This is a genomic window from Enterobacter sp. YSU, from assembly GCF_016082135.1.
Taxonomy (GTDB): Bacteria; Pseudomonadota; Gammaproteobacteria; order Enterobacterales; family Enterobacteriaceae; genus Enterobacter; species Enterobacter hormaechei_C.
Genome location: NZ_CP059487.1, coordinates 3,585,696 through 3,607,349, shown reverse-complemented (window position 1 = coordinate 3,607,349; position 21,654 = coordinate 3,585,696). Strand labels below are relative to the sequence as shown.

Here is a 21,654-nt window from a genome sequence, read left to right as displayed (position 1 = left end):
TTACGTGATAAGGAAACGCCCTCAACGCATAATGATCGAAAAATTATGGTTGTGCATGGGTCAGGCACGAAAAATAAGATTTGTTGTCAGGAAGGGGGGATTGCAGGCACAAAAAAACCACCTTTCGGTGGTTTCACGACACTGCTTATTGCTTTGATTATTCTGCTTTTTCCCATGGTAGCCGGAGTGGGACTTGAACCCACACAGCGCGAACGCCGAGGGATTTTAAATCCCTTGTGTCTACCGATTCCACCATCCGGCCAGGGAAGAAAGTGGAGGCGCGTTCCGGAGTCGAACCGGACTAGACGGATTTGCAATCCGCTACATAACCGCTTTGCTAACGCGCCTTAAATCTGTTGTCTTTCGACCTGCACCCGCAAACTGCAGATGCATTAATCTGGAGCGGGAAACGAGACTCGAACTCGCGACCCCGACCTTGGCAAGGTCGTGCTCTACCAACTGAGCTATTCCCGCATGTTATCAAGTAACTATTTAACTACTTCCTAACCACTTGATTTCATTGTCGTCCGGCTAACTGTGCCGCCGTTCGATGCGTTGCATTCTACTGATATGACGTTTTGAGTCAACGTTATTTTTTGCATCTCAGGATCGTTTGCTGAAAATTAAGCCGAAACGATCACTGTTCAAGCAAATCACCGCGCGCAGCGTTCAAATATTGCAGCATTGACCACAGCGTCAGCACCGCCGCAACCCACAGCAGACCAATGCCGGCCCACTCTACCCAGGCATTCGGACGCCACAGCATCCATACCAGCGCCGCCATCTGTGCGGTGGTTTTAACTTTACCGATCCAGGACACCGCCACGCTGCTGCGTTTACCCAGCTCCGCCATCCACTCGCGCAGGGCAGAGATAATAATCTCACGGCCAATCATGGTCGCGGCAGGCAGCGTTACCCACCAGGTATGATAATGTTCCGCCACCAGCACCATCGCGATTGCCACCATCACCTTATCCGCAACCGGATCGAGGAACGCGCCAAAGCGGGTACTCTGGTTCCAGCGACGCGCCAGATAACCATCAAACCAGTCCGTAACGGCAGCGATCAGGAAAATCAGCGCACAGGCAAAAGGCGCCCAGACGACCGGCAGGTAAAATGCCAGGACGAAGAACGGAATGAGCACAACGCGAAAAAGAGTGAGCAACGTAGGGATATTAAATCGCATGATGACGGTAACTGTCTGTTGTCAGTAAAATTTAGCTCTATGTTGCTACAGAGCCCTCAATGTTTCAACGAGTAGTAGATCTTTTCTGCCAGCCCTTGCGAAATACCCGGCACTTTTGCAATTTCTTCCATACTGGCGTTGAGTAATCCTTGCAATCCGCCCATATACTTCAACAGCATCTGGCGACGTTTTGGCCCGACGCCTTCAATCGTCTCAAGGGTACTGGTATTTTTCACTTTCGCCCGTTTTTTACGGTGCCCACTGATGGCGTGATCGTGCGACTCATCGCGGATATGCTGGATCACGTGCAGCGCAGGGGAATCCGGCGGCAGGCTAAAGCCCTCGCCTTCCGGCTCAAAGAACAGCGTTTCCAGGCCAGCCTTACGATCTGCCCCTTTCGCTACCCCTAGCAGCAGCGGATGGTTCTTATCCCACTCCACGTCGAGCGATTCAAATACCGCCTTCGCCTGCCCCAACTGCCCTTTCCCGCCGTCGATAAGGATAACGTCCGGGATTTTGCTCTCTTCAATCGCTTTACCATAGCGACGGCGCAGCACCTGGTTCATGGCGGCATAATCGTCACCGGGCGTAATGCCAGTGATGTTATAGCGACGATACTCTGCCCGCAGCGGACCGTTGGCATCAAAGACCACACACGACGCCACGGTCTGCTCACCCATCGTATGGCTGATGTCGAAGCATTCCATGCGTTTCACTTCCGGCAGCTTAAGCAGCGTAGCAAGCGCGGTTAAACGCTGGCTGACGGTCGACTGCTGGGACAGTTTGGTGGTCAGCGCCGTGGCGGCATTGGTTCGCGCCAGCTTCAGATAACGCGCGCGATCGCCGCGCGGTTTCGTCTGAACATTCACCCGGCGGCCTGCCAGCTCTGAAAGCGACTCCGCCAGCAGGGTTTTATCATCGAGCGTGAAGTCGAGCAGGATCTCCGAGGGCAGCGTACGCATCTGGCTGCCCTGCAAATAAAACTGGCCGACGAAGGTCTCCACCACTTCACCCAGCTCAGTGCCGCCCGGCACTTTCGGGAAGTAGCTGCGGCTGCCGAGCACTTTGCCCTGACGAATAAAAAGCACATGAACGCAGGCCAGACCGGCGTCAAAGGCTACGCCGATAACATCGAGGTCGTCGCCCGTATTGGAAACAAACTGCTTCTCGGTCACCCTGCGCACCGCCTGAATCTGGTCGCGGATGCGTGCGGCCTCCTCAAATTCCAGCGCCGCGCTGGCTTTTTCCATACGGGCAATCAGTTGCGTCAGCACCTGATCGTCTTTCCCGGCTAAAAACAGGCGGACATATTCCACCTGCTGCGCGTACTCTTCTTCGCTCACCAGCCCTTCAACGCACGGCCCCAGGCAGCGGCCAATCTGATATTGCAGGCATGGCCGGGAGCGGTTGCGATAAACGCTATTTTCGCACTGGCGAACAGGAAAGATTTTTTGCAAAAGCGCCAGCGTTTCCCGCACGGCATAACCGTTCGGGAACGGGCCGAAATATTCACCTTTCGCATGCTTAGCGCCACGATGCATCGCCAGCCGCGGGTGCGTGTCGCCGCTCAGGAAGATAAACGGATAGGATTTGTCATCGCGCAGCAGAACGTTGTAGCGCGGCTGATACAACTTAATGTAGTTGTGCTCAAGGAGCAGCGCTTCCGTTTCCGTATGCGTTACGGTGACATCAATGTTGTGTATAAGTGCGACCAGCGCTTCGGTTTTACGGGAGGCAAGGTTGCTGCGGAAATAGCTGGAAAGGCGTTTCTTCAGATCTTTCGCCTTACCGACATAGATAACCGTACCGCCAGCATCGTACATACGGTAGACGCCTGGCTGGCTGGTGACGGTTTTCAGAAATGCTTTTGAATCGAACGCTTCACTCACTGACTTATTAACGACTCCGCATTGCACAAACCATGGCGAATGGCCAGGTGAGTCAGTTCGACATCACCGTGAATGTTCAGTTTACTGAACATTCGATAGCGATAGCTGTTGACCGTTTTCGGGCTGAGATTCAGCTGCTCTGAGATCTCATTCACCTTCTGACCTTTAGTGATCATCAGCATAATCTGCAATTCGCGCTCAGACAAACTGGCAAACGGAGATTCCGTTTTTTCCGGTTCAATCTGACTCAGCGCCATCTGTTGAGCAATATCAGAAGCGATGTAGCGCTGCCCGGCGTGTACGGTGCGGATCGCATTGACGACTTCCTGCGGCGCGGCGCCTTTACTGAGATACCCGGCAGCACCCGCCTGCATAACCCTGGCGGGCAGCGGATTTTCGGTATGGACGGTCAGCATGATAACTTTGGTATCAACGAACATGCGCGCGATTTTGCGCGTGGCTTCAAGCCCGCCAATACCGGGCATGTTCATATCCATCAGCACCACGTCTGCGGAGTTAGCGCGACACCATTTGACGGCATCTTCGCCACAACACGCCTCGCCGGCAACTTTAATACCCTTTATATCTTCAAGAATGCGTCGTATCCCTGCGCGCACCAGTTCGTGGTCATCAACAAGAAGGACGTTGATCAAAGGAAATGTCTCCAGAATAGGGATAACGCTACTGACTGCTAATTGGGTTTATATTAACGGTTTTCCATGCAAGATTAAAACGCTAAAAAATCGGCTATTCGATTCTGGTCTCGTTTTTGGAAATTAAGCTGTACAGTAAGTGGAAAGAAAACCCTTGCCCGCCGGGCTTTTACCGCTATTTTTTAGCATCGACATTCGAAAAGTTACTAAAACAGTTGTTAACTCAAACGAAAAAGAGCGCGCGATTTTTTGTAACAACAATTAACGAATAGCGAACCGGGGATAAACATTTAATTGTCGCTAACATATTGGACAGGGTACCTTCATAATCCGCGCCGCCCAATAATCACTGCGCGATAAGTATAAAAAACAACCACTGCATTTTTTGCCGTAGCTTGTGGTATACTCCGCCGCCTTAACTTTCATCGTCGCGCTCATGCGCTGTTTTATAATGAGGAAAATAAATGAGCACACCTGAATTTGCCACTGCCGAGAATAACCAGGAACTGGCACAGGAAGTAAACTGCCTGAAGTCGCTGCTGACGCTTATGCTACAGGCGATGGGCCAGGCTGATGCTGGTCGTGTGATCATTAAAATGGAAAAACAGATCGCGCAGATGGAAGACCAGGCGGAATCCGCTGTTTTTGCCAATACGGTTAAGCAAATTAAACAAGCCTACCGCCAGTAACAAAAACGGCTGGATGCAAAGCATTCAGCCGTTTTCTCGTCTGACACGCAGAACGTGATATCAGTCAGATAAGCCCCGTCGCCGCGGCATAACACGCTATCTGGATCTTATTCGGTGCGTTGAATTTCTTCTGCATATTCTTTTGATGGAAATTGACGGTATTTTCCGAGATGGAGAGAATGATGGCGATTTCTGCCGACGTCTTCCCTTCTGCGGTCCACTTCAGAATTTCCCGCTCACGCTTGCTGAATTTCATTTCAGGCGGCATCACCGTCTCATGTTCAAAGCGCAACAGTGTAGTGAGCGCCATCTGGACGAGCATTTGTAAACGCAGCTCAACTTCTTCACTGGATATCGAGTGTGCCTGTAAGCTGGTACATGACACGGAGAGGAAACCGAGCGCATGATTTGGCATCATCAGACACTGCGTTATTCCCTTGCGTAAACCGTGGTCCCGCGCGCCGTCCCATAATTGCTGGGCATCCGTGAATAATTCATCCGTCCAGGGCAAATGTCCATGAATGAAATTCTCCGGCTTCAGCACCGGGTCAATGGCGAAATAATTCTCGGACTGATATTGCGCCATCCATTGTTGCGGATAACTGGAATGGACGGAGGTTCGCGGGCGGGTAAATGGCACAGGGTGTCGAACACAAAGCGCATAATAATCGAATTCAAGCGCCTGCGTTTGTCGCTGAAGTTCCTGATATACCTCTTCGGCACAGGTCATTTCCTGAAACCGGAGGAAGCATTCCCGTCGCCAGGTGAAAAAGTCTATATCCCTCATACTTACTGAATGAAGCCTCTGATAAAGATAATCATTATTATGGTGAATATAACCTAACACATAAAGCATGATTATTTATATAAAATATCGGCCACAGGCAGATTATCTTTAATTTGGCGATGGCTTATCCACATCAGGCGGAATAAAAAAGCAACAGAACGGAGTTTAAGGGAGGATAATTTGCTCCAGAAGCGGCATCTGGAGCAAATTGAACGCTAAAATGCTACTGCATTAAGAATTTTTCAAGGAACTGACGGGTACGGGGCTGCTGCGGATTGACAAACAGCGCTTTAGCCGGCCCCTGCTCAACTATTCTCCCCTGATCCATGAAAATAGCCCGATCGGCAACGTCGCGAGCGAAGCTCATTTCATGCGTCACAATCACCATCGTGCGTTTCTCCTGCGCTAGCTGTCGGATCGTGTTCAGTACTTCCCCGACCAGCTCAGGATCGAGCGCGGATGTGGGTTCGTCAAACAGGATCACATCCGGGCGCATCGCCAGCGCGCGCGCAATGGCGACACGCTGCTGCTGCCCGCCAGATAAGCGACGCGGATAGCTCGTCTCCTTCCCTGCCAGCCCAACCTTCGCCAGCAGCTCGCGGGCGCGGACCGTCGCGTCTTCCTTAGGTTCCCCCTTGACGATGACCGGCCCTTCAATAATGTTTTCCAGCACCGTGCGGTGCGGAAAGAGATTAAAGCTCTGGAACACGAAGCCGACATGCTGGCGCAGGCGGCGAATCAGCCCTTTTTGCTGGCTGATGGGTTTCCCGGTATCAATGGTGATATCACCCACGCGGATCGTCCCGCCTTCGGGCTGCTCCAGTAAATTGATGCTGCGCAGCAGCGTGGTTTTGCCTGACCCGCTCGGGCCGATAATTGCTACCACTTCGCCCTGCTCAACCTCAAGATCAATGCCATGCAGCACCGTTTGCCCGTGGAATTTTTTCACCAGGTTTTTGACGTCAATTGCACTCATTTTGGATCACGCTCCTGGCGGTTAAGCTGGTTTTCAAAATAGTTTTGCAGAGCGGACAGCACCGTCGCCATCACCCAGTAAATCAGCGAGGCCGCCAGATACATGGTAAACACTTCCAACGTGCGCGAGGTGATCAGCTGCGCCTGACGGAACAACTCCGGCACCTGAATGGTCGCCGCAAGCGAGGTGTCTTTCACCAGGCTGATAAAGCTGTTGCTCAGCGGCGGCAGCGCCACGCGCGCCGCCTGGGGCAGGATCGCCCGGCGCAGCGTCTGCCACGGGGTCATCCCGATACTGGCCGCCGCTTCCCACTGTCCTTTATCGATGGAGGAGATCGCCGCACGCAGCGTTTCAGAGGTGTACGCCGCCGTATTCAGCGACAGGCCAATCATCGCCGCCGGGATCGGATCCAGCTCAATACCAAACTGTGGCAGCCCGTAGTAAATCATAAACAGCTGGGCGATAAGCGGCGTTCCGCGGAACACGGAGATGTAAAACCGCGCCAGCCACCGCACCGGCCAGATGTTCGACATGCGCATCAGTGCCAGCACAAACCCGAGCACCAGCCCGAAGAACATCCCGCCGATACTGAGCTGTAAAGTAAACACCGCGCCCTTAAGCAAGAACGGCAGCGAATCAATAACCAGTTGAATACTTTCTTGCATTATTATTTTTCTACCTGATTTTTAGACATGAGGATGATAGGCAAACAGCGCAGGCGCCCCGCCAGTATGAACAAACAAAATGGGTCCTTCATCCTTAAAGCGCTTGCGGGCGATGCCGTCGATCAGACCCGCCATTGCCTTGCCGGTATAGACCGGGTCAAGCAGAATACCTTCGAGACGGGCCAGCAGCTTAACCGCCTCCATCCCTTCATCATTGGGGGTGCCATAGCCCGGCGCGAAATAGTCATCCCACAGCAGTATCTCTGCCTTCGCCTGAAGCGCAAGCTGTTCAGCCACCGCCTGTTGCAGGGTGACGACTTTCGGCTTCTGGTCCGCAACGCTTCTGGAAACCGTCACGCCAATCAGCTCGACCTCCGGCATCAGTTGCTCAAGCCCGACCGCTAAACCAGCATGGGTCCCTGCACTGCCGGACGCCACCACCACCGAGGATAAACTCACCGCGCCTTCGCACTGCTGAGCGATTTCCAGCGCGCTCTCAACATAGCCGAGGGCACCCAGCGCATTCGAGCCGCCAACCGGGATCACGTACGGACGAAAACCCTGCGCTTCCAGACGCGTCGCCAGCTCGTCGAGCTGTGCAGCCGGGTCGGTCAACGCGTCGACCATTTCAACCTGCACGTTGAACAGATCCAGCAGCAGACGGTTACCGTTTGTCAGGTAATTCTCTGCCTGCGTCCCGATCGGGTTCTCCAGCAGGGCTACGCAGTGGAGTCCCAGCTTCGCCGCCACTGCCGCCGTCTGGCGAACGTGGTTAGACTGAATTGCCCCGGCGGTGATCAGCGTATCCGCCCCCTCACGCAGGGCATCGGCGGCGAGAAACTCCAGCTTGCGCAGCTTATTTCCGCCCATCGCCATGGGCGTCACATCGTCACGCTTAATGAATATATCGCGCCCCAGATAGTCAGAAAATCGCGGCAGATACTCCAGCGGCGTGGGTGCGCCGATAAATTCCAGACGGGGAAAGCGCGTTAAATTCTGTAGTGACATGGTTCCTCCGGTCACGCAAACAATTGTTATTTCATTATGCACGCAGACGCGCGAGAAATAAAAAAGGCGCTTTTAAAAGCGCCTTTTTTTGTCAGTCAGAGACTTATTTCGTCACGTCTGCACCAAACCACTTCTCAGAAAGCGCCTTCAGGCTGCCGTCTTTCTGCATCTCAGCAATGGCGCCATCGATGGCTTTCAGCAGATCCTCGTTACCTTTACGCACCGCCACGCCGGATTCCTGACGGGAGAACGCATCACCCGCGACAGCCAGGGTATTGTTGGTTTTCTTCACCAGATCCAGCGCTGCCAGGCGGTCAACCAGAATGGCGTCAATACGGCCTACGCGTAGATCCTGGTATTTCGTCGGGTCATCATCGTAGGTACGGATGTCCACGCCCTGCACGTTCTGGCGCAGCCACTCTTCGTAGTTGGTGCCCAGACCGACGCCGACTTTCTTACCTTTCAGGTCTGCTGCGGACTTGATGCTGCCTTCGTTACCTTTCTTCACCAGCGCCTGAATACCGGACACGGTGTACGGCGTGGAGAAGTCATACTTCTTCTTACGCTCGTCAGAAATGGTTACCTGGTTAATCACCACGTCAATACGTTTGGAATCCAGTGACGCCAGCATCCCGTCCCATTTGGTGGGTTTCAGGGAGGCTTTAACGCCGAGGTGTTTCGCCAGCTCCTGCGCAAACTCCACTTCAAAACCGGTCAGTTTACCGTCGTCGCCCTGGAAGCTGAACGGAGGATAGGTTCCTTCCAGCCCAACCAGCAGCGTGCCGCGCTCTTTAACTTTGTTGAGCAGATTCTCTGCCGCGAACGTTTTCACGCTCATCCCCGCGACCAGCGCAACGGCCATCATCCCCATCAGCGCCTGACGACCCAGAAGTGCTAATTTCATAAGTACCCCGATACAGTGGAATTTTTGAGTAGTGTAGAGAAATCGCCTGCAACGTCAAAGGCGGCTGCGCTACATCTTATTCTTTTTTAATATATATCAGAAGTTGTTCCGGCGCGGACTTTCTGCTTTATGACGCCCGGCATCTGGACTTTATATTGCGCGTACTTTCGCAGCGCGATGCGGTAATTATTGGTACTGGTGGCGGGCAACCAGGGTTCCAGATTTTCATCCAGGTATCCGGTCGTCAGCAGATCGCGGGAGATATTTTGCATGGTCAAATGCTGCCCCAGGCGGCGCAGGCGAACCACGTATTCACGCACGGTGCCGTGACTCATCTCCGTTTGTTCAAACAGGAATTGCTTGAAGCCGATAATATCGAAGAAGTCGCTTTGCTCTTTGCAATGGAGATCGCCACAGAAACGGCAAAGCGCTACCCACTCTTTTTGCTCTTCAAGCCAGGCGGCTTCATCCATCAGCGTGTCGAGGCGGGAAATCGCAATCTTATTCACGATTTCACCGCGACGAACCAGCGTGATGCGGTCGAGTAATTTTTTACAGTGGGCGCAATGCGTCTGGCTGTGTTTAAAGTCTTTCAGGTAGCGGCTTAAAGGCCGTCTTTTAGATTGCTGCACCGTCATGATAACTCCTGGTTGTCAATACGTTGTGCGGCATTTCCAAGGCGAATAACTCACCTATAACTTACCCAGTTTTGTGCGCAGGCGTTTAATGGCCTGGCTGTGCAGCTGGCTCACCCGTGACTCGCCCACCTCCAGCACGGCGCCAATCTCTTTGAGATTGAGCTCTTCCTGGTAATAGAGGGTTAACACCAGTTGCTCACGTTCCGGTAAAGCTTCAATCGCTTCCATCACGCGCTGGCGTAAATTCCCTTCCAGTAAATGGTGTAACGGGTTTTCTTGCTGGTGTTCATCGGTCACCAGCTCGATGCTATCGCCATGCTCTTCGCGCCACTCATCATAAGAGAAGAGTTGGCTGTTATTGGTATCGAGCAACATCTGGCGATACTCTTCAACAGGAATGCCCAGACGCTCCGCTACTTCGGTTTCCGTCGCGTTGCGCCCCAGCTCCTGTTCCAGCTGCCCCATCGCATGCGCCACTTCGCGCGCGTTGCGGCGAACGCTGCGCGGCACCCAGTCGCGGCTGCGCAGCTCGTCCAGCATCGCACCACGAATACGCTGCACTGCGTAAGTCGTAAATGCCGTTCCTTGCAGAGCGTCGTACCGGTCAACTGCATTCAATAACCCGATACCGCCCGCCTGTAGCAGATCGTCCAGTTCCACGCTCGCCGGCAAACGCACCTGGAGGCGCAATGCTTCGTGACGCACCAGCGGAACATAACGCTGCCACAGCGAGTGTTTATCCATTACACCTTCAGCGGTATAGAGTGAATTCACGATAAACAGCCCTGCGTTAGTTGAGTTATCGGCATGATTATCCGATTCTGGAGGGGTTTTAATCGGGTGAATAGTGGGTGAAATGAGGGGTTATTTGGGGGGTTACGCGTAAATGCGGACAGAAAAAACCCCGCCGAAGCGGGGTTTGAGCGTAATCAGGCGATTAGCCTTGCAGCAGAGACAGAACCTGCTGAGGAACCTGGTTAGCTTTGGACAGGACGGAGTTACCGGCCTGCTGAACGATCTGCGCTTTAGACATGTTGGACACTTCGGTCGCATAGTCGGCGTCCTGAATACGGGACTGCGCTTCAGACAGGTTGGTGGTGGTGTTGTTCAGGTTGGTTACGGCAGAGCTCAGACGGTTCTGAACCGCACCCAGTGAAGAACGGAATTTGTCTACGGACGCGATAGCTTTGTCCAGCAGAGCCAGTGGATCGTTCGTAGCAGTGCCAGCAAATTCAGCTGTAGCAGAAGTGGCTGGGAACTGTGGGTTCGCAGCTGTACCAGTGCCAATCACTGCAGCTTTATCACTGAGTTGAAGCGTTACTTTATTAGTAGTCGCAGCGGTACCTTGTGCTGCTGTAGTTGCATCCCCTGTATCAACAAGTGAAGCTGCTTTTGCCGCGTAATTCTTACCTTGGAAAGTAACAAAGGCCGTTGCGTTTCCATCTTTATCAGCTGAAACTTTAACAAACTGACCTGCTTGTGTAGCAGCAGTAGTAAGACCATTTGCAGGATCTGTATACTCAACATCGGCCTTGTTAAGCGCAACTTTACCAGTTGCACGGTCTACAGACGCTGCGAAGTAATCGTTTCCTGACTTCACAACATAGTTTTTGGTTGCGTTACCGTCTTTGTCTAAAACGTTACTCAACGTTAAGGACGACGCATCAACGCCTAAATCTGTAGCTACAGCGCTGAGGTCAACCTTCAGAGGTGCGGTATTTGCGGCGTTATTAATTTGAGTAACAGGCTCGCTAACATTCAACGAGTTTTTAGATACCGACAAACCATTAAGACCTAAGGTTGAGGAATCAATCTTCTGTAGATCAATGGCAATTGTCTGACCATCATTAGCACCTACTTGAATTTTCATGGTGCCGTTTTTAGCCAGCACGTTCACGCCGTTGAACTGAGTCTGACCGGATACGCGGTCGATTTCGTCCAGACGGGATTTGATTTCGTCCTGGATTGAAGACAGGTCAGAATCAGAGTTAGTACCGGTCGTTGCCTGAACGGTCAGTTCACGAACACGCTGAAGGTTGTTGTTGATTTCAGACAGTGCGCCTTCAGTGGTCTGCGCCAGAGAGATACCGTCGTTAGCGTTACGTGCAGCCTGAGTCAGACCTTTGATGTTAGAGGTGAAGCGGTTAGCGATAGCCTGGCCCGCAGCGTCATCTTTCGCGCTGTTGATACGCAGACCAGAAGACAGACGCTCGATAGAAGAAGACAGAGCGGACTGGTTCTTGTTGATGTTGTTCTGAGTGATCAGCGAGAGGCTGTTGGTATTAATGACTTGTGCCATGATTTCGATTCCTGTTGTTCATCAAATCTGTTTGGTTAGATTTGGGTTTCCACCCTTCGGCTTCATCGCCGTCAAAGGTGTTATCGTCTGGTCCAAACCAACCTTTAGATATTTTTTCAGGATCGCGTTAATTTTTTTAGCCACGGAAAAGCTCTTCTCTATTACCGTTATTCCCGCCATTAAAAAAAAGAAATTAACCGTAAACTTTCCCCCATTAAGGCCGATAACCCCACTATTCGTTCTACGTGTCGATAGATTAAGGAATAAATATGGCAAGTATTTCATCATTGGGGATTGGTTCGGGTCTTAAGTTAGCAGACATTCTGGATAGTCTGACCACGGCCGAAAAAGCACAGCTGACGCCAATTTCCAAACAACAGACATCGTATACCGCCAAGCTGAGCGCTTACGGCACGTTGAAAAGTTCACTGGAAGCGTTTCAGACCGCCAACACCGCGCTGAATAAAGCCGACCTGTTTACAGCGACCAGCACGTCGAGCAGTACCACGGCATTCAGCGCCACCACTACCGGCAGCGCGATTGCCGGTAAATACACCATCAGCGTGTCGCAGCTGGCGCAGGCGCAAACCCTGACGACCAAAAACGCGCAGCCGGATACCAAAACGGCCATTGCCACGGCTGACAGCAAGATCACCTTTACCGCCGGTAACGGTAAAGATCCGGTGACCGTCGATATCAGCGCGGCAAACTCCTCGCTGACCGGCATTCGCGATGCGATTAACAAAGCTGACGCCGGCGTGACCGCCAGTATTATTAACGTCGGTAATGGTCAGTACCGTCTGTCCATCACCTCCACCGAAACCGGGGCGGACAACGCGGTCAGCATCAGCGTGAGCGGCGACAGCGCCCTGCAATCCTTTATGGGTTACAACGGCACCAGCACCGACGCCAGCAACGGCATGACAGAAAGCGTCACCGCGCAGAACGCCAAGCTGAAGGTGAATAACGTCGATATCGAAAACAGCAGCAACACCATCAGCGATGCGCTGGAAGATATCACCCTGAACCTGAACGATGTCACCACCGGTAACCAGACGCTGACGATCGCTAAAGATACATCGAAAGCGGAAACGGCGATGAAAGCCTGGGTGGATGCCTACAACACCCTTCAGGACAGCTTTGCATCATTAACCAAATATACGGCGGTTGATGCGGGTACAGATGCGCAGGATTCCAGCAACGGTGCCCTGCTCGGAGACAGTACGCTGCGTACTATCCAGACGCAGCTGAAAACCATGCTGGGCAACTCCGTCGGCGGAACTGCCTATAAAACGCTGTCTCAGGTCGGCATTACCTCCGATCCAAGCACGGGCAAGCTGGAGCTGGACAGCGACAAGCTGAAAAAAGCGCTGACGGATAACCCGTCTGCCGTGAAAGATTTGGTTGTGGGTGACGGTAAAACCACCGGGATCACTACCACCATGGCCACCCATCTGACTGACTGGCTTTCCAGTAAAGGCATTATCCAGGCGGCCAAAGATGGCGTCAGCAAAACGCTGAACAAGTTAACGGATCAATATAACGCCGTGAGCGAACGTATTGACGCGAGAGTGGCGCAGTACAAAGCCCAGTTTACCCAGCTGGACGTACTGATGACCTCGCTGAACAACACCAGCAGCTACCTGACGCAGCAGTTCGAAAATACGTCCAGCAACAAGTAGTAAACGCTAATCAGACCCGAGGGGGATAACATGTACGGCGCAAAAGGCACGCAAGCCTACGCAAAGATAGAAGTTGAAAGCGCGGTGATGAGCGCCAGCCAGCAGCAGCTGGTTATCATGCTATTTGATGGAGCCCTCAGCGCGCTGGTACGCGCGCGTCTGTTCCTGGCAGACGGTAATATCCCGGCAAAAGGGCTGGCGCTCTCAAAAGCCATCAACATTATCGAAAACGGGCTGAAGGTTGGCCTGGTGGAAAATAACGGTGATGAGCTTACGCAAAACCTGATTGCCCTTTATGCCTATATGGTACGTCGCCTCCTGCACGCCAATGTGAATAACGACGCCAGCGCCATCGAAGAGGTGGAAAACTTGCTGCGCAATATCGCTGACGGGTGGAAGGAGGTTGCCGGTACGCCACAACTGATGCAGGACGCCGTCTAATGAGTAACGCACCGCAACTTTATGCCCTTTATCAGCAACTCCTTGAGCAGAGCCAGTTGATGTTGCGACTGGCCCGGCAGGGACTATGGGATGATCTGATCATCTGTGAAACCGACTATGTTAATGCGGTGCACTCACTGGCTCGTCTCACTCAGGAAAGTGAACCTTCGATGCAGATTCAGGAGCAGCTTCGCCCGACGCTGCGGGTGATCCTGGACAACGAAGGCCAGGTAAAAACGTTGCTGCAAGCCAGAATGGATGAACTGGCGAAGCTGGTTGGGCAATCCTCCATCCAGAAAACCGTTCTCTCCACCTACGGTAACCAGGGCGGTCATGTCCTGGTTCCGCAAAGTAATAGCGATATTAATTAGCCATTTAACTGGCGTTCGAGCATTAACCGTTTCGTTCGCCAGGCATTTCTGCCAAACCTGCTCCATACTTGAGTTTCGCGACCTCATGGAGATGGTGCATGCGCAACCCAACACTTTTACAATGTTTTCACTGGTACTACCCCACCGGCGGTGAACTGTGGCGAGAAGTCACGGCATTAGCCCCCAACCTGAACGAAATCGGCATCAATATGGTCTGGTTACCGCCGGCATACAAAGGGGCATCCGGCGGCTATTCCGTCGGGTATGACTCTTATGACCTTTTCGACCTCGGTGAGTTTGACCAGAAAGGCAGCGTCGCCACCAAATACGGCGATAAAGCCCAGCTGCTGGAGGCCATCAACGCCTTAAAAAGCAACCAGATTGCGGTGCTTCTGGACGTGGTGGTCAACCATAAAATGGGGGCCGATGAAAAGGAACCCGTCCGCGTGCAGCGCGTGGATGCTCAGGATCGCACCCAAATCAGCGATGAGATCATCGAATGCGAAGCCTGGACGCGTTACACCTTCCCCGTTCGGGCCGGGCAGTATTCGCAGTTCATCTGGGATTACAAATGCTTCAGCGGTATCGACCACATTGAAAACCCCAATGAGGACGGTATCTTCAAAATCGTGAACGACTACACCGGCGAAGGCTGGAACGATCAGGTCGACGACGAGATGGGCAATTTCGATTACCTGATGGGTGAAAATATCGATTTTCGCAACCATGCGGTGACGGAGGAGATCAAATACTGGGCGCGCTGGGTGATGGAGCAAACCCACTGCGACGGCTTCCGCCTGGACGCGGTAAAACACATCCCGGCCTGGTTCTACAAAGAGTGGATTGAGCACGTCCAGGAGGTGGCCCCGCAGCCGCTGTTTATCGTGGCGGAATACTGGTCTCACGAAGTGGATAAATTGCAGCACTACATCAATCAGGTGGACGGTAAAACCATGCTGTTTGATGCGCCACTGCAAATGAAATTTCACGAAGCCTCACGCCAGGGACGCGACTACGATATGAGCCAGATTTTCACCGGTACGCTGGTGGAAGCCGATCCGTTCCATGCCGTGACCCTGGTAGCCAACCACGATACCCAACCCTTGCAGGCGCTGGAAGCCCCGGTTGAAGCCTGGTTCAAACCGCTGGCCTACGCGCTCATCCTGCTGCGTGAAAACGGCGTGCCGAGCGTATTCTACCCGGATCTTTTTGGCGCCAGCTATGACGACACCGGCGGGGATGGCGAGACGTATCACATCGATATGCCGGTGATTGAACAGCTCCACGAGCTGATCCTCGCCCGGCAGCGTTTTGCCCACGGCGTGCAGACGCTGTTTTTCGATCATCCAAACTGCATTGCGTTCAGCCGCAGCGGGACTGAGGAGCACCCGGGCTGTGTGGTGGTGCTGTCGAATGGTGATGACGGCGAGAAGACCATCTGCCTCGGAGAAAATTACGGCAATAAGACCTGGCGTGATTTTTTAGGCAACCGCGAGGAAACCGTGACCACGGCGGCGGATGGCGAAGGGACGTTCTTCTGTAACGGGGGAAGCGTCAGCGTCTGGGTGATTGAGGACGCGCTGTAGTGCTGGGAAAGTGCGGCCTGATGCCCTCACCCCGACCCTCTCCCACCGGGAGAGGGAGCAAACCCTAAAAACGGCAATATGATTGCCGTTTTGCTTTTACCGCTACGGAAGCTTACTCTCCAGCGGATTCTTGCTCAGGTAATCTGCGCATTCCACCGTTGGACGGTCAACCTTGTACAGTTCCATACCGTCATACTCCAGCGCCGCCCCATCACGCTCCAGCGGATAGACATCCAGCTTACGCGTCACGTTATAATAATCATCTGAACGCAGCATGATCTTACCCGGCACCGCGATAACGCGCTGCCACTGACGGCAATCCAGCGTATCCCCCTCTGGCGTCACCACCAGCGTGGCGATCGCTTCCGGGCTCACCATCGCGCTCTGCGGCCCTTTCGACTGCCAGTAACCTGCCAGTTGCGAAGGTACCGGGTGCTTAATCACTTCCTGGTAGTTATCGACCTGAACACATCCCGCTAACGTCAGCATCGCAGCCACAATTGCTACTTTTTTCATCATCTTTCCTGCATGCGAAGAAAAAAATATTGTGGCATTAAAGCCATCAGGCTGCCAGCGTAAGATAGGTATTGATTAAACCTGCATCCCCATCACTTCCTGGTATGCCGACACCAGCTTGTTACGCACCTGCAACCCCATCTGCAATGACACCGACGCTTTTTGCAGATCGGCCATCACATCGTTGAGCGCCACGCCGGGTTCGCCAAGGGTAAATCTCTCAGCCTGGGTACGGGCCGCGTTTTGCTTGTCGCTGATCCGGTCCAGCGCCGCATGCAGTTGACCGGCGAAGCTAACGCCCGGCGGCTGGTCAGCCACGCTCTGATTACGGGCGGTCATCGCCGTTGCCTGTAACTGACTGAGTACCCCTTCAATGCCCTGTATAGCCATGACTCTCCCCTGGATGGTTTTTTACGAGGTCAAGACTAACAGCTTGTCAATAAGATAATGGCGGTAAATAGCGTTAAAAAACCAGGTTATTTGACGCATAGAAAATCCCGAATCATCAAATAATGGCAGGGCCATCAGTATGGAACTTTTGTCGTGTTTGCCGACCCGGGAGTCAGTTTTGTTTCTCTACACGAATAACGTAAACCACCAGGATTTAAGAGGTGCGCAATGAGTGCGACAGCAGCATCGACAGCGCCACAGAATAAATCACTCGAGTGGATGAACCGCCTTCGCGCCAACCCTAAGATCCCGTTGATTGTGGCAGGCGCTGCCGCCATTGCGATCGTTGTCGCGATGGTCTTATGGGCAAAAAGCCCGGATTACCGCACGCTCTACAGCAACCTTTCCGACCAGGATGGCGGTGCCATCGTCACCCAGTTAACCCAGATGAACATCCCGTATCGCTTTGCCGATAACGGTGGTGCGCTTGAAGTACCGGCAGATAAAGTGCACGAGCTTCGCCTGCGTCTCGCCCAGCAGGGGCTGCCAAAAGGCGGCGCGGTTGGGTTTGAGCTGCTGGATCAGGAAAAATTCGGCATCAGTCAGTTCAGCGAGCAGGTTAACTATCAGCGCGCACTGGAAGGTGAGCTGGCCCGTACGATTGAAACCTTAGGCCCGGTGAAAAGTGCCCGCGTGCACCTGGCGATGCCTAAGCCGTCCCTGTTTGTCCGTGAACAAAAGTCCCCTTCGGCCTCTGTGACCGTTAACCTCGAACCTGGCCGTGCGCTGGATGAAGGGCAGATCAGCGCCGTCACGCACCTGGTCTCCAGTGCGGTGGCCGGCCTGCCGCCGGGTAACGTTACGCTGGTGGATCAGAGTGGTCATCTGCTGACGCAGTCCAACACCGCAGGGCGCGATCTCAACGACGCTCAGCTGAAATACGCCGCGGATGTGGAAGGCCGTCTCCAGCGTCGCATCGAAGCGATTCTGGGCCCGGTGGTCGGCAGCAGCAACGTACACGCGCAGGTCACGGCGCAGATTGATTTCTCGAATAAAGAACAGACCGAAGAGCAGTACGCCCCGAACGGGGATGCCTCCCGCGCCGTGTTACGCTCGCGTCAGATCAATGAGACGGAACAGGTCGGCGGACAGTATCCTGGCGGTGTGCCGGGCGCGCTCTCTAACCAGCCAGCGCCTGCCAACGCCGCGCCAATCTCCACCCCGCCGGCAAACCCGCAGAACGGTCAGCAAACGAATCAGCAGACGACCTCGACCGCGAACAGTACCGGCCCGCGTAACAGCAGCCGTAACGAAACGACCAACTACGAAGTCGACCGGACTATCCGCCATACCAAACTGAACACGGGCGATATTCAGCGTCTCTCTGTTGCCGTGGTGGTGAACTACAAAACGCTGCCGGACGGTAAACCGCTGCCGCTCACAGCGGAGCAGATGAAGCAGATCGAAGATTTAACCCGCGAAGCGATGGGCTTCTCTGAAAAACGTGGCGATACCCTCAACGTTGTGAACTCACCGTTCAACCCGGTGGATGAGACCGGTGGCGAACTGCCGTTCTGGCAACAGCAGGCGTTCTTCGATCAGCTAATGTCCGCAGGCCGCTGGCTGCTGGTGCTGATTGTCGCGTGGCTGCTGTGGCGTAAGGGCGTTCGTCCTCAGCTACAGCGCCGTGCTGAAGCCGAGAAAGCCGCGCTGGAACAGAAGAACGCGCGTCCGGACGAGGAAGAAGCGGTTGAAGTTCGTCTCAGCAAAGATGAACAGATGCAGCAGCGCCGTGCTAACCAGCGTATGGGCGCAGAGGTGATGAGCCAGCGCATTCGCGAAATGTCAGATAACGATCCGCGCGTCGTCGCGCTGGTCATCCGCGGTTGGATGGGTAACGAACATGAGTAATACGCTTACAGGCACCGATAAAAGCGTCATCCTGCTGATGACCATTGGCGAAGATCGCGCGGCGGAAGTGTTTAAACACCTCTCCCAGCGAGAAGTGCAGATCCTCAGCGCGGCGATGGCCAACGTGCGCCAGATCTCCAACAAGCAGCTGACAGAAGTGCTGGCGGAGTTTGAGCAGGAAGCCGAGCAGTTTGCCGCGCTCAACGTCAACGCCAACGAATACCTGCGCTCCGTGCTGGTTAAGGCGCTGGGCGAAGAGCGCGCCGCCAGCCTGCTGGAAGATATTCTCGAAACGCGCGACACCGCCAGCGGGATCGAAACGCTCAACTTTATGGAGCCGCAAAGCGCCGCCGATCTTATTCGCGACGAGCACCCGCAGATTATCGCCACCATTCTGGTCCACCTCAAACGGGGTCAGGCGGCCGATATTCTGGCGCTGTTCGACGAGCGCCTGCGCCACGACGTGATGCTGCGTATCGCCACCTTCGGCGGCGTCCAGCCAGCCGCGCTGGCGGAGCTGACCGAAGTGCTGAACAACCTGCTCGACGGCCAGAACCTCAAGCGCAGCAAAATGGGCGGCGTGAGAACGGCAGCGGAAATCATCAACCTGATGAAAACGCAGCAGGAAGAGGCGGTTATTACGGCGGTACGCGAGTTCGACGGCGAGCTGGCGCAGAAAATTATCGACGAGATGTTCCTGTTCGAAAACCTGGTCGAAGTGGACGACCGCAGTATCCAGCGCCTGCTTCAGGAGGTGGACTCCGAATCGCTGCTTATCGCCCTCAAAGGCGCCGAGCAGCCGCTGCGCGAGAAATTCCTGCGCAACATGTCCCAGCGTGCGGCCGATATCCTGCGCGACGACCTGGCCAACCGTGGCCCGGTGCGTTTGTCTCAGGTGGAAAACGAACAGAAAGCGATCCTGCTTATTGTTCGTCGTCTGGCAGAAACCGGCGAGATGGTGATTGGCAGCGGAGACGACACCTATGTCTGATGAACTGTCGTGGAAGCGCTGGACGCCTGACGACCTCTCCCCTCCCACCGCAGAGTTCACCCCTGCCGTTATGTCGTCCGACGAGGGCGACGCCGGGGCGGGCATCCCCGAGCTGAGTGAAGAGGAACAGCGCGCCCAGATGCTGGCCCAGATGCAAATGCAGGCGCACGAGCAGGGCTTCAACGCCGGGATGAACGAAGGCCGTCAGACCGGGCACGCACAGGGTTATCAGGAAGGGCTGGCGAAAGGTTTAGAGCAGGGCATTGAGCAGGCGCGCCAGCAGCAGGCGCCGCTGCATGCCCGCATGCAGCAACTGGTGAGCGAGTTTCAGCACACGCTGGATGCGCTCGACAGCGTGATTGCCTCGCGCCTGATGCAGATGGCGCTGGAGGCGGCCCGTCAGGTGATCGGCCAGACGCCGGTAGTGGATAACGCCTCGCTGATTAAGCAGATCCAGGCCCTGCTCCAGCAGGAGCCGCTGTTCAGCGGCAAACCGCAGCTGCGCGTTCATCCTGATGATTTGCAGCGCGTGGAAGAGAGCCTCGGCGCGACGCTGAGCCTGCACGGCTGGCGGCTGCGCGGCGATCCGTCGCTCCATCACGGAGGCTGTAAGGTCTCGGCGGATGAGGGCGATCTGGATGCCAGCGTCGCGACCCGCTGGCAGGAACTGTGCCGCCTGGCGGCACCGGGAGTCGTCTGATGACCGCTCGCCTTACGCGCTGGCTTAACACGCTCGATAATTTTGAAACGAAGATGGCGCAGCTGCCATCCGTTCGTCGTTATGGACGCCTGACGCGCGCCACCGGTCTGGTCCTGGAAGCCACGGGGCTGCAACTTCCGCTCGGCGCCACCTGCGTGATTGAGCGTCAGGACGGGGGGGAGACGCGTGAAGTGGAAAGCGAAGTGGTCGGGTTCAACGGTCAGCGCCTGTTTCTGATGCCCCTTGAAGAAGTGGAAGGGATTTTGCCCGGCGCCCGCGTCTACGCGAAAAACATCAGCGGTGACGGCCTGCAAAGCGGCAAACAGCTCCCGCTCGGTCCGGCGCTGCTGGGCCGCGTGCTGGACGGAAGCGGCAAACCGCTCGATGGCCTGCCCTCCCCTGATACCACCGAAACCGGCGCGCTGATCACCCAACCCTTCAACCCGCTGCAACGCACGCCAATCGAGCACGTACTGGATACCGGCGTGCGGCCGATTAACGCCCTGCTCACCGTGGGACGCGGCCAGCGTATGGGGCTGTTTGCCGGCTCCGGCGTGGGTAAATCGGTCCTGCTCGGCATGATGGCGCGTTATACCCAGGCGGACGTTATCGTGGTTGGCCTGATTGGTGAGCGTGGTCGCGAAGTCAAAGATTTCATCGAAAACATTCTGGGTGCGGAGGGCCGCGCCCGCTCGGTGGTGATCGCCGCGCCTGCGGACGTGTCGCCGCTACTGCGTATGCAGGGTGCCGCCTACGCCACGCGTATTGCGGAAGATTTCCGCGACCGGGGCCAGCACGTGCTGCTGATTATGGACTCCCTGACCCGCTACGCGATGGCGCAGCGTGAGATTGCGCTGGCCATCGGCGAGCCGCCCGCGACCAAAGGCTACCCGCCGTCGGTCTTCGCCAAGCTCCCGGCGTTGGTTGAGCGCGCGGGGAACGGCATCAGCGGCGGCGGCTCCATCACCGCGTTCTATACGGTACTGACCGAAGGCGATGACCAGCAGGACCCGATTGCCGACTCCGCGCGCGCGATCCTCGACGGCCATATCGTGCTGTCGCGCCGTCTGGCCGAAGCCGGGCACTATCCGGCAATTGATATTGAAGCCTCGATCAGCCGTGCGATGACGGCCTTGATCACCGAGCAACACTACGCCCGCGTGCGTAACTTCAAACAACTGCTCTCCAGCTTCCAGCGCAACCGCGATCTGGTAAGCGTCGGGGCGTACGCCAAAGGCAGCGACCCGATGCTCGATAAAGCGATTGCCCTGTGGCCGCAGCTGGAGGCATTTCTGCAACAGGGTATTTTTGAACGCGCCGACTGGGAAGATTCCCTCCAGGCACTGGAGCTGATTTTCCCGCAGGTGTAACA

The 21,654-nt window shown here is 54.9% G+C and carries 22 protein-coding genes and 3 tRNA genes; 9 read left to right on the top strand and 16 right to left on the bottom strand.

The window, feature by feature from the left end; translation table 11 throughout:
• Nucleotides 1-175 precede the first annotated feature (175 nt).
• From H2Z33_RS17365 to uvrY, 6 genes are all read right to left on the bottom strand, one after another.
• Nucleotides 176-262 (bottom strand) — tRNA-Leu (locus H2Z33_RS17365).
• A gap of 11 nt (nt 263-273) precedes the next feature.
• A tRNA-Cys gene (locus H2Z33_RS17360) sits at nt 274-347 on the bottom strand.
• A 51-nt stretch (nt 348-398) separates the two neighbouring features.
• Nucleotides 399-474, bottom strand: a tRNA-Gly gene (locus H2Z33_RS17355).
• A gap of 163 nt (nt 475-637) precedes the next feature.
• Nucleotides 638-1,186: a CDP-diacylglycerol--glycerol-3-phosphate 3-phosphatidyltransferase gene (gene pgsA / locus H2Z33_RS17350; protein ID WP_003859652.1), complete on the bottom strand. Its 549-nt coding sequence runs from the start codon at nt 1,184-1,186 to the stop codon at nt 638-640.
• 56 nt (nt 1,187-1,242) lie between these two features.
• Nucleotides 1,243-3,075, bottom strand: a complete 1,833-nt coding sequence (gene uvrC / locus H2Z33_RS17345) for an excinuclease ABC subunit UvrC (RefSeq protein ID WP_017384477.1) — start codon at nt 3,073-3,075, stop codon at nt 1,243-1,245.
• On the bottom strand, nt 3,072-3,728 hold the full coding sequence (gene uvrY / locus H2Z33_RS17340; protein ID WP_017384478.1) for a UvrY/SirA/GacA family response regulator transcription factor: 657 nt from the start codon (nt 3,726-3,728) through the stop codon (nt 3,072-3,074). The genes uvrC and uvrY overlap by 4 nt, the downstream gene beginning before the upstream one ends.
• 464 nt (nt 3,729-4,192) lie before the next feature.
• On the opposite strand from uvrY, the gene H2Z33_RS17335 reads away from it, so the two are divergent.
• Entirely contained in the window at nt 4,193-4,417 is a 225-nt protein-coding gene (locus tag H2Z33_RS17335) for a DUF2594 family protein (RefSeq protein WP_003859644.1), read from the top strand.
• Between the two features lie 64 nt (nt 4,418-4,481).
• Here the strand turns inward: H2Z33_RS17335 and sdiA are convergent, their stop codons facing one another.
• The 8 genes from sdiA to H2Z33_RS17295 all read right to left on the bottom strand — a co-directional run bounded on the left by sdiA (nt 4,482) and on the right by H2Z33_RS17295 (nt 11,694).
• Complete coding sequence (gene sdiA / locus H2Z33_RS17330) at nt 4,482-5,204, bottom strand: transcriptional regulator SdiA (RefSeq protein WP_063135186.1); 723 nt, start codon at nt 5,202-5,204, stop codon at nt 4,482-4,484.
• A gap of 223 nt (nt 5,205-5,427) precedes the next feature.
• Nucleotides 5,428-6,180: an L-cystine ABC transporter ATP-binding protein TcyN gene (gene tcyN / locus H2Z33_RS17325; protein WP_063135187.1), complete on the bottom strand. Its 753-nt coding sequence runs from the start codon at nt 6,178-6,180 to the stop codon at nt 5,428-5,430.
• A complete protein-coding gene (tcyL, locus tag H2Z33_RS17320) occupies nt 6,177-6,845 on the bottom strand; it encodes a cystine ABC transporter permease (RefSeq protein ID WP_003859632.1) in 669 nt (222 codons plus the stop codon). The genes tcyN and tcyL overlap by 4 nt, the downstream gene beginning before the upstream one ends.
• A gap of 21 nt (nt 6,846-6,866) precedes the next feature.
• Nucleotides 6,867-7,853, bottom strand: a complete 987-nt coding sequence (dcyD, locus tag H2Z33_RS17315; protein ID WP_017693220.1) for a D-cysteine desulfhydrase — start codon at nt 7,851-7,853, stop codon at nt 6,867-6,869.
• A 103-nt stretch (nt 7,854-7,956) separates the two neighbouring features.
• On the bottom strand, nt 7,957-8,757 hold the full coding sequence (tcyJ, locus tag H2Z33_RS17310; RefSeq protein WP_003859627.1) for a cystine ABC transporter substrate-binding protein: 801 nt from the start codon (nt 8,755-8,757) through the stop codon (nt 7,957-7,959).
• A gap of 86 nt (nt 8,758-8,843) precedes the next feature.
• Nucleotides 8,844-9,395 carry a flagella biosynthesis regulatory protein FliZ gene (fliZ, locus tag H2Z33_RS17305; protein ID WP_015570235.1) on the bottom strand — a complete coding sequence of 184 codons (552 nt, stop codon included), beginning with the start codon at nt 9,393-9,395 and terminating at the stop codon, nt 8,844-8,846.
• A gap of 54 nt (nt 9,396-9,449) precedes the next feature.
• On the bottom strand, nt 9,450-10,169 hold the full coding sequence (locus tag H2Z33_RS17300; protein WP_003859623.1) for an RNA polymerase sigma factor FliA: 720 nt from the start codon (nt 10,167-10,169) through the stop codon (nt 9,450-9,452).
• A 163-nt stretch (nt 10,170-10,332) separates the two neighbouring features.
• On the bottom strand, nt 10,333-11,694 hold the full coding sequence (locus H2Z33_RS17295) for a flagellin (protein ID WP_032624022.1): 1,362 nt from the start codon (nt 11,692-11,694) through the stop codon (nt 10,333-10,335).
• Nucleotides 11,695-11,963: 269 nt separating this feature from the next.
• On the opposite strand from H2Z33_RS17295, the gene fliD reads away from it, so the two are divergent.
• From fliD to amyA, 4 genes are all read left to right on the top strand, one after another.
• Nucleotides 11,964-13,376 carry a flagellar filament capping protein FliD gene (fliD, locus tag H2Z33_RS17290; protein WP_017693218.1) on the top strand — a complete coding sequence of 471 codons (1,413 nt, stop codon included), beginning with the start codon at nt 11,964-11,966 and terminating at the stop codon, nt 13,374-13,376.
• A gap of 30 nt (nt 13,377-13,406) precedes the next feature.
• Nucleotides 13,407-13,817, top strand: a complete 411-nt coding sequence (fliS, locus tag H2Z33_RS17285; RefSeq protein ID WP_003859616.1) for a flagellar export chaperone FliS — start codon at nt 13,407-13,409, stop codon at nt 13,815-13,817.
• Nucleotides 13,817-14,188 carry a flagella biosynthesis regulatory protein FliT gene (gene fliT, locus H2Z33_RS17280; protein ID WP_006811148.1) on the top strand — a complete coding sequence of 124 codons (372 nt, stop codon included), beginning with the start codon at nt 13,817-13,819 and terminating at the stop codon, nt 14,186-14,188. Before fliS ends, fliT begins: the two co-directional genes overlap by 1 nt.
• A 98-nt stretch (nt 14,189-14,286) precedes the next feature.
• Nucleotides 14,287-15,774: an alpha-amylase gene (gene amyA / locus H2Z33_RS17275; RefSeq protein WP_003859614.1), complete on the top strand. Its 1,488-nt coding sequence runs from the start codon at nt 14,287-14,289 to the stop codon at nt 15,772-15,774.
• A gap of 102 nt (nt 15,775-15,876) precedes the next feature.
• Here amyA and yedD read toward each other — a convergent pair whose 3' ends face one another.
• Both yedD and fliE read right to left on the bottom strand, forming a co-directional pair.
• Nucleotides 15,877-16,290 (bottom strand): lipoprotein YedD, encoded by a 414-nt coding sequence (yedD, locus tag H2Z33_RS17270; protein WP_003859613.1) that lies wholly within the window; start codon nt 16,288-16,290, stop codon nt 15,877-15,879.
• A gap of 75 nt (nt 16,291-16,365) precedes the next feature.
• Complete coding sequence (gene fliE / locus H2Z33_RS17265; RefSeq protein WP_003859612.1) at nt 16,366-16,680, bottom strand: flagellar hook-basal body complex protein FliE; 315 nt, start codon at nt 16,678-16,680, stop codon at nt 16,366-16,368.
• Between the two features lie 228 nt (nt 16,681-16,908).
• Between fliE and fliF the strand changes: the two genes are divergently transcribed.
• The 4 genes from fliF to fliI are packed head-to-tail and all read left to right on the top strand — an operon-like array spanning nt 16,909 to nt 21,652.
• A complete protein-coding gene (gene fliF, locus H2Z33_RS17260; protein ID WP_017383346.1) occupies nt 16,909-18,591 on the top strand; it encodes a flagellar basal-body MS-ring/collar protein FliF in 1,683 nt (560 codons plus the stop codon).
• On the top strand, nt 18,584-19,582 hold the full coding sequence (fliG, locus tag H2Z33_RS17255; protein ID WP_003859608.1) for a flagellar motor switch protein FliG: 999 nt from the start codon (nt 18,584-18,586) through the stop codon (nt 19,580-19,582). The genes fliF and fliG overlap by 8 nt, the downstream gene beginning before the upstream one ends.
• A complete protein-coding gene (gene fliH / locus H2Z33_RS17250; protein ID WP_047740852.1) occupies nt 19,575-20,282 on the top strand; it encodes a flagellar assembly protein FliH in 708 nt (235 codons plus the stop codon). Before fliG ends, fliH begins: the two co-directional genes overlap by 8 nt.
• Entirely contained in the window at nt 20,282-21,652 is a 1,371-nt protein-coding gene (fliI, locus tag H2Z33_RS17245) for a flagellar protein export ATPase FliI (protein ID WP_017693144.1), read from the top strand. The genes fliH and fliI overlap by 1 nt, the downstream gene beginning before the upstream one ends.
• The last annotated feature ends 2 nt before the right edge of the window (nt 21,653-21,654 follow it).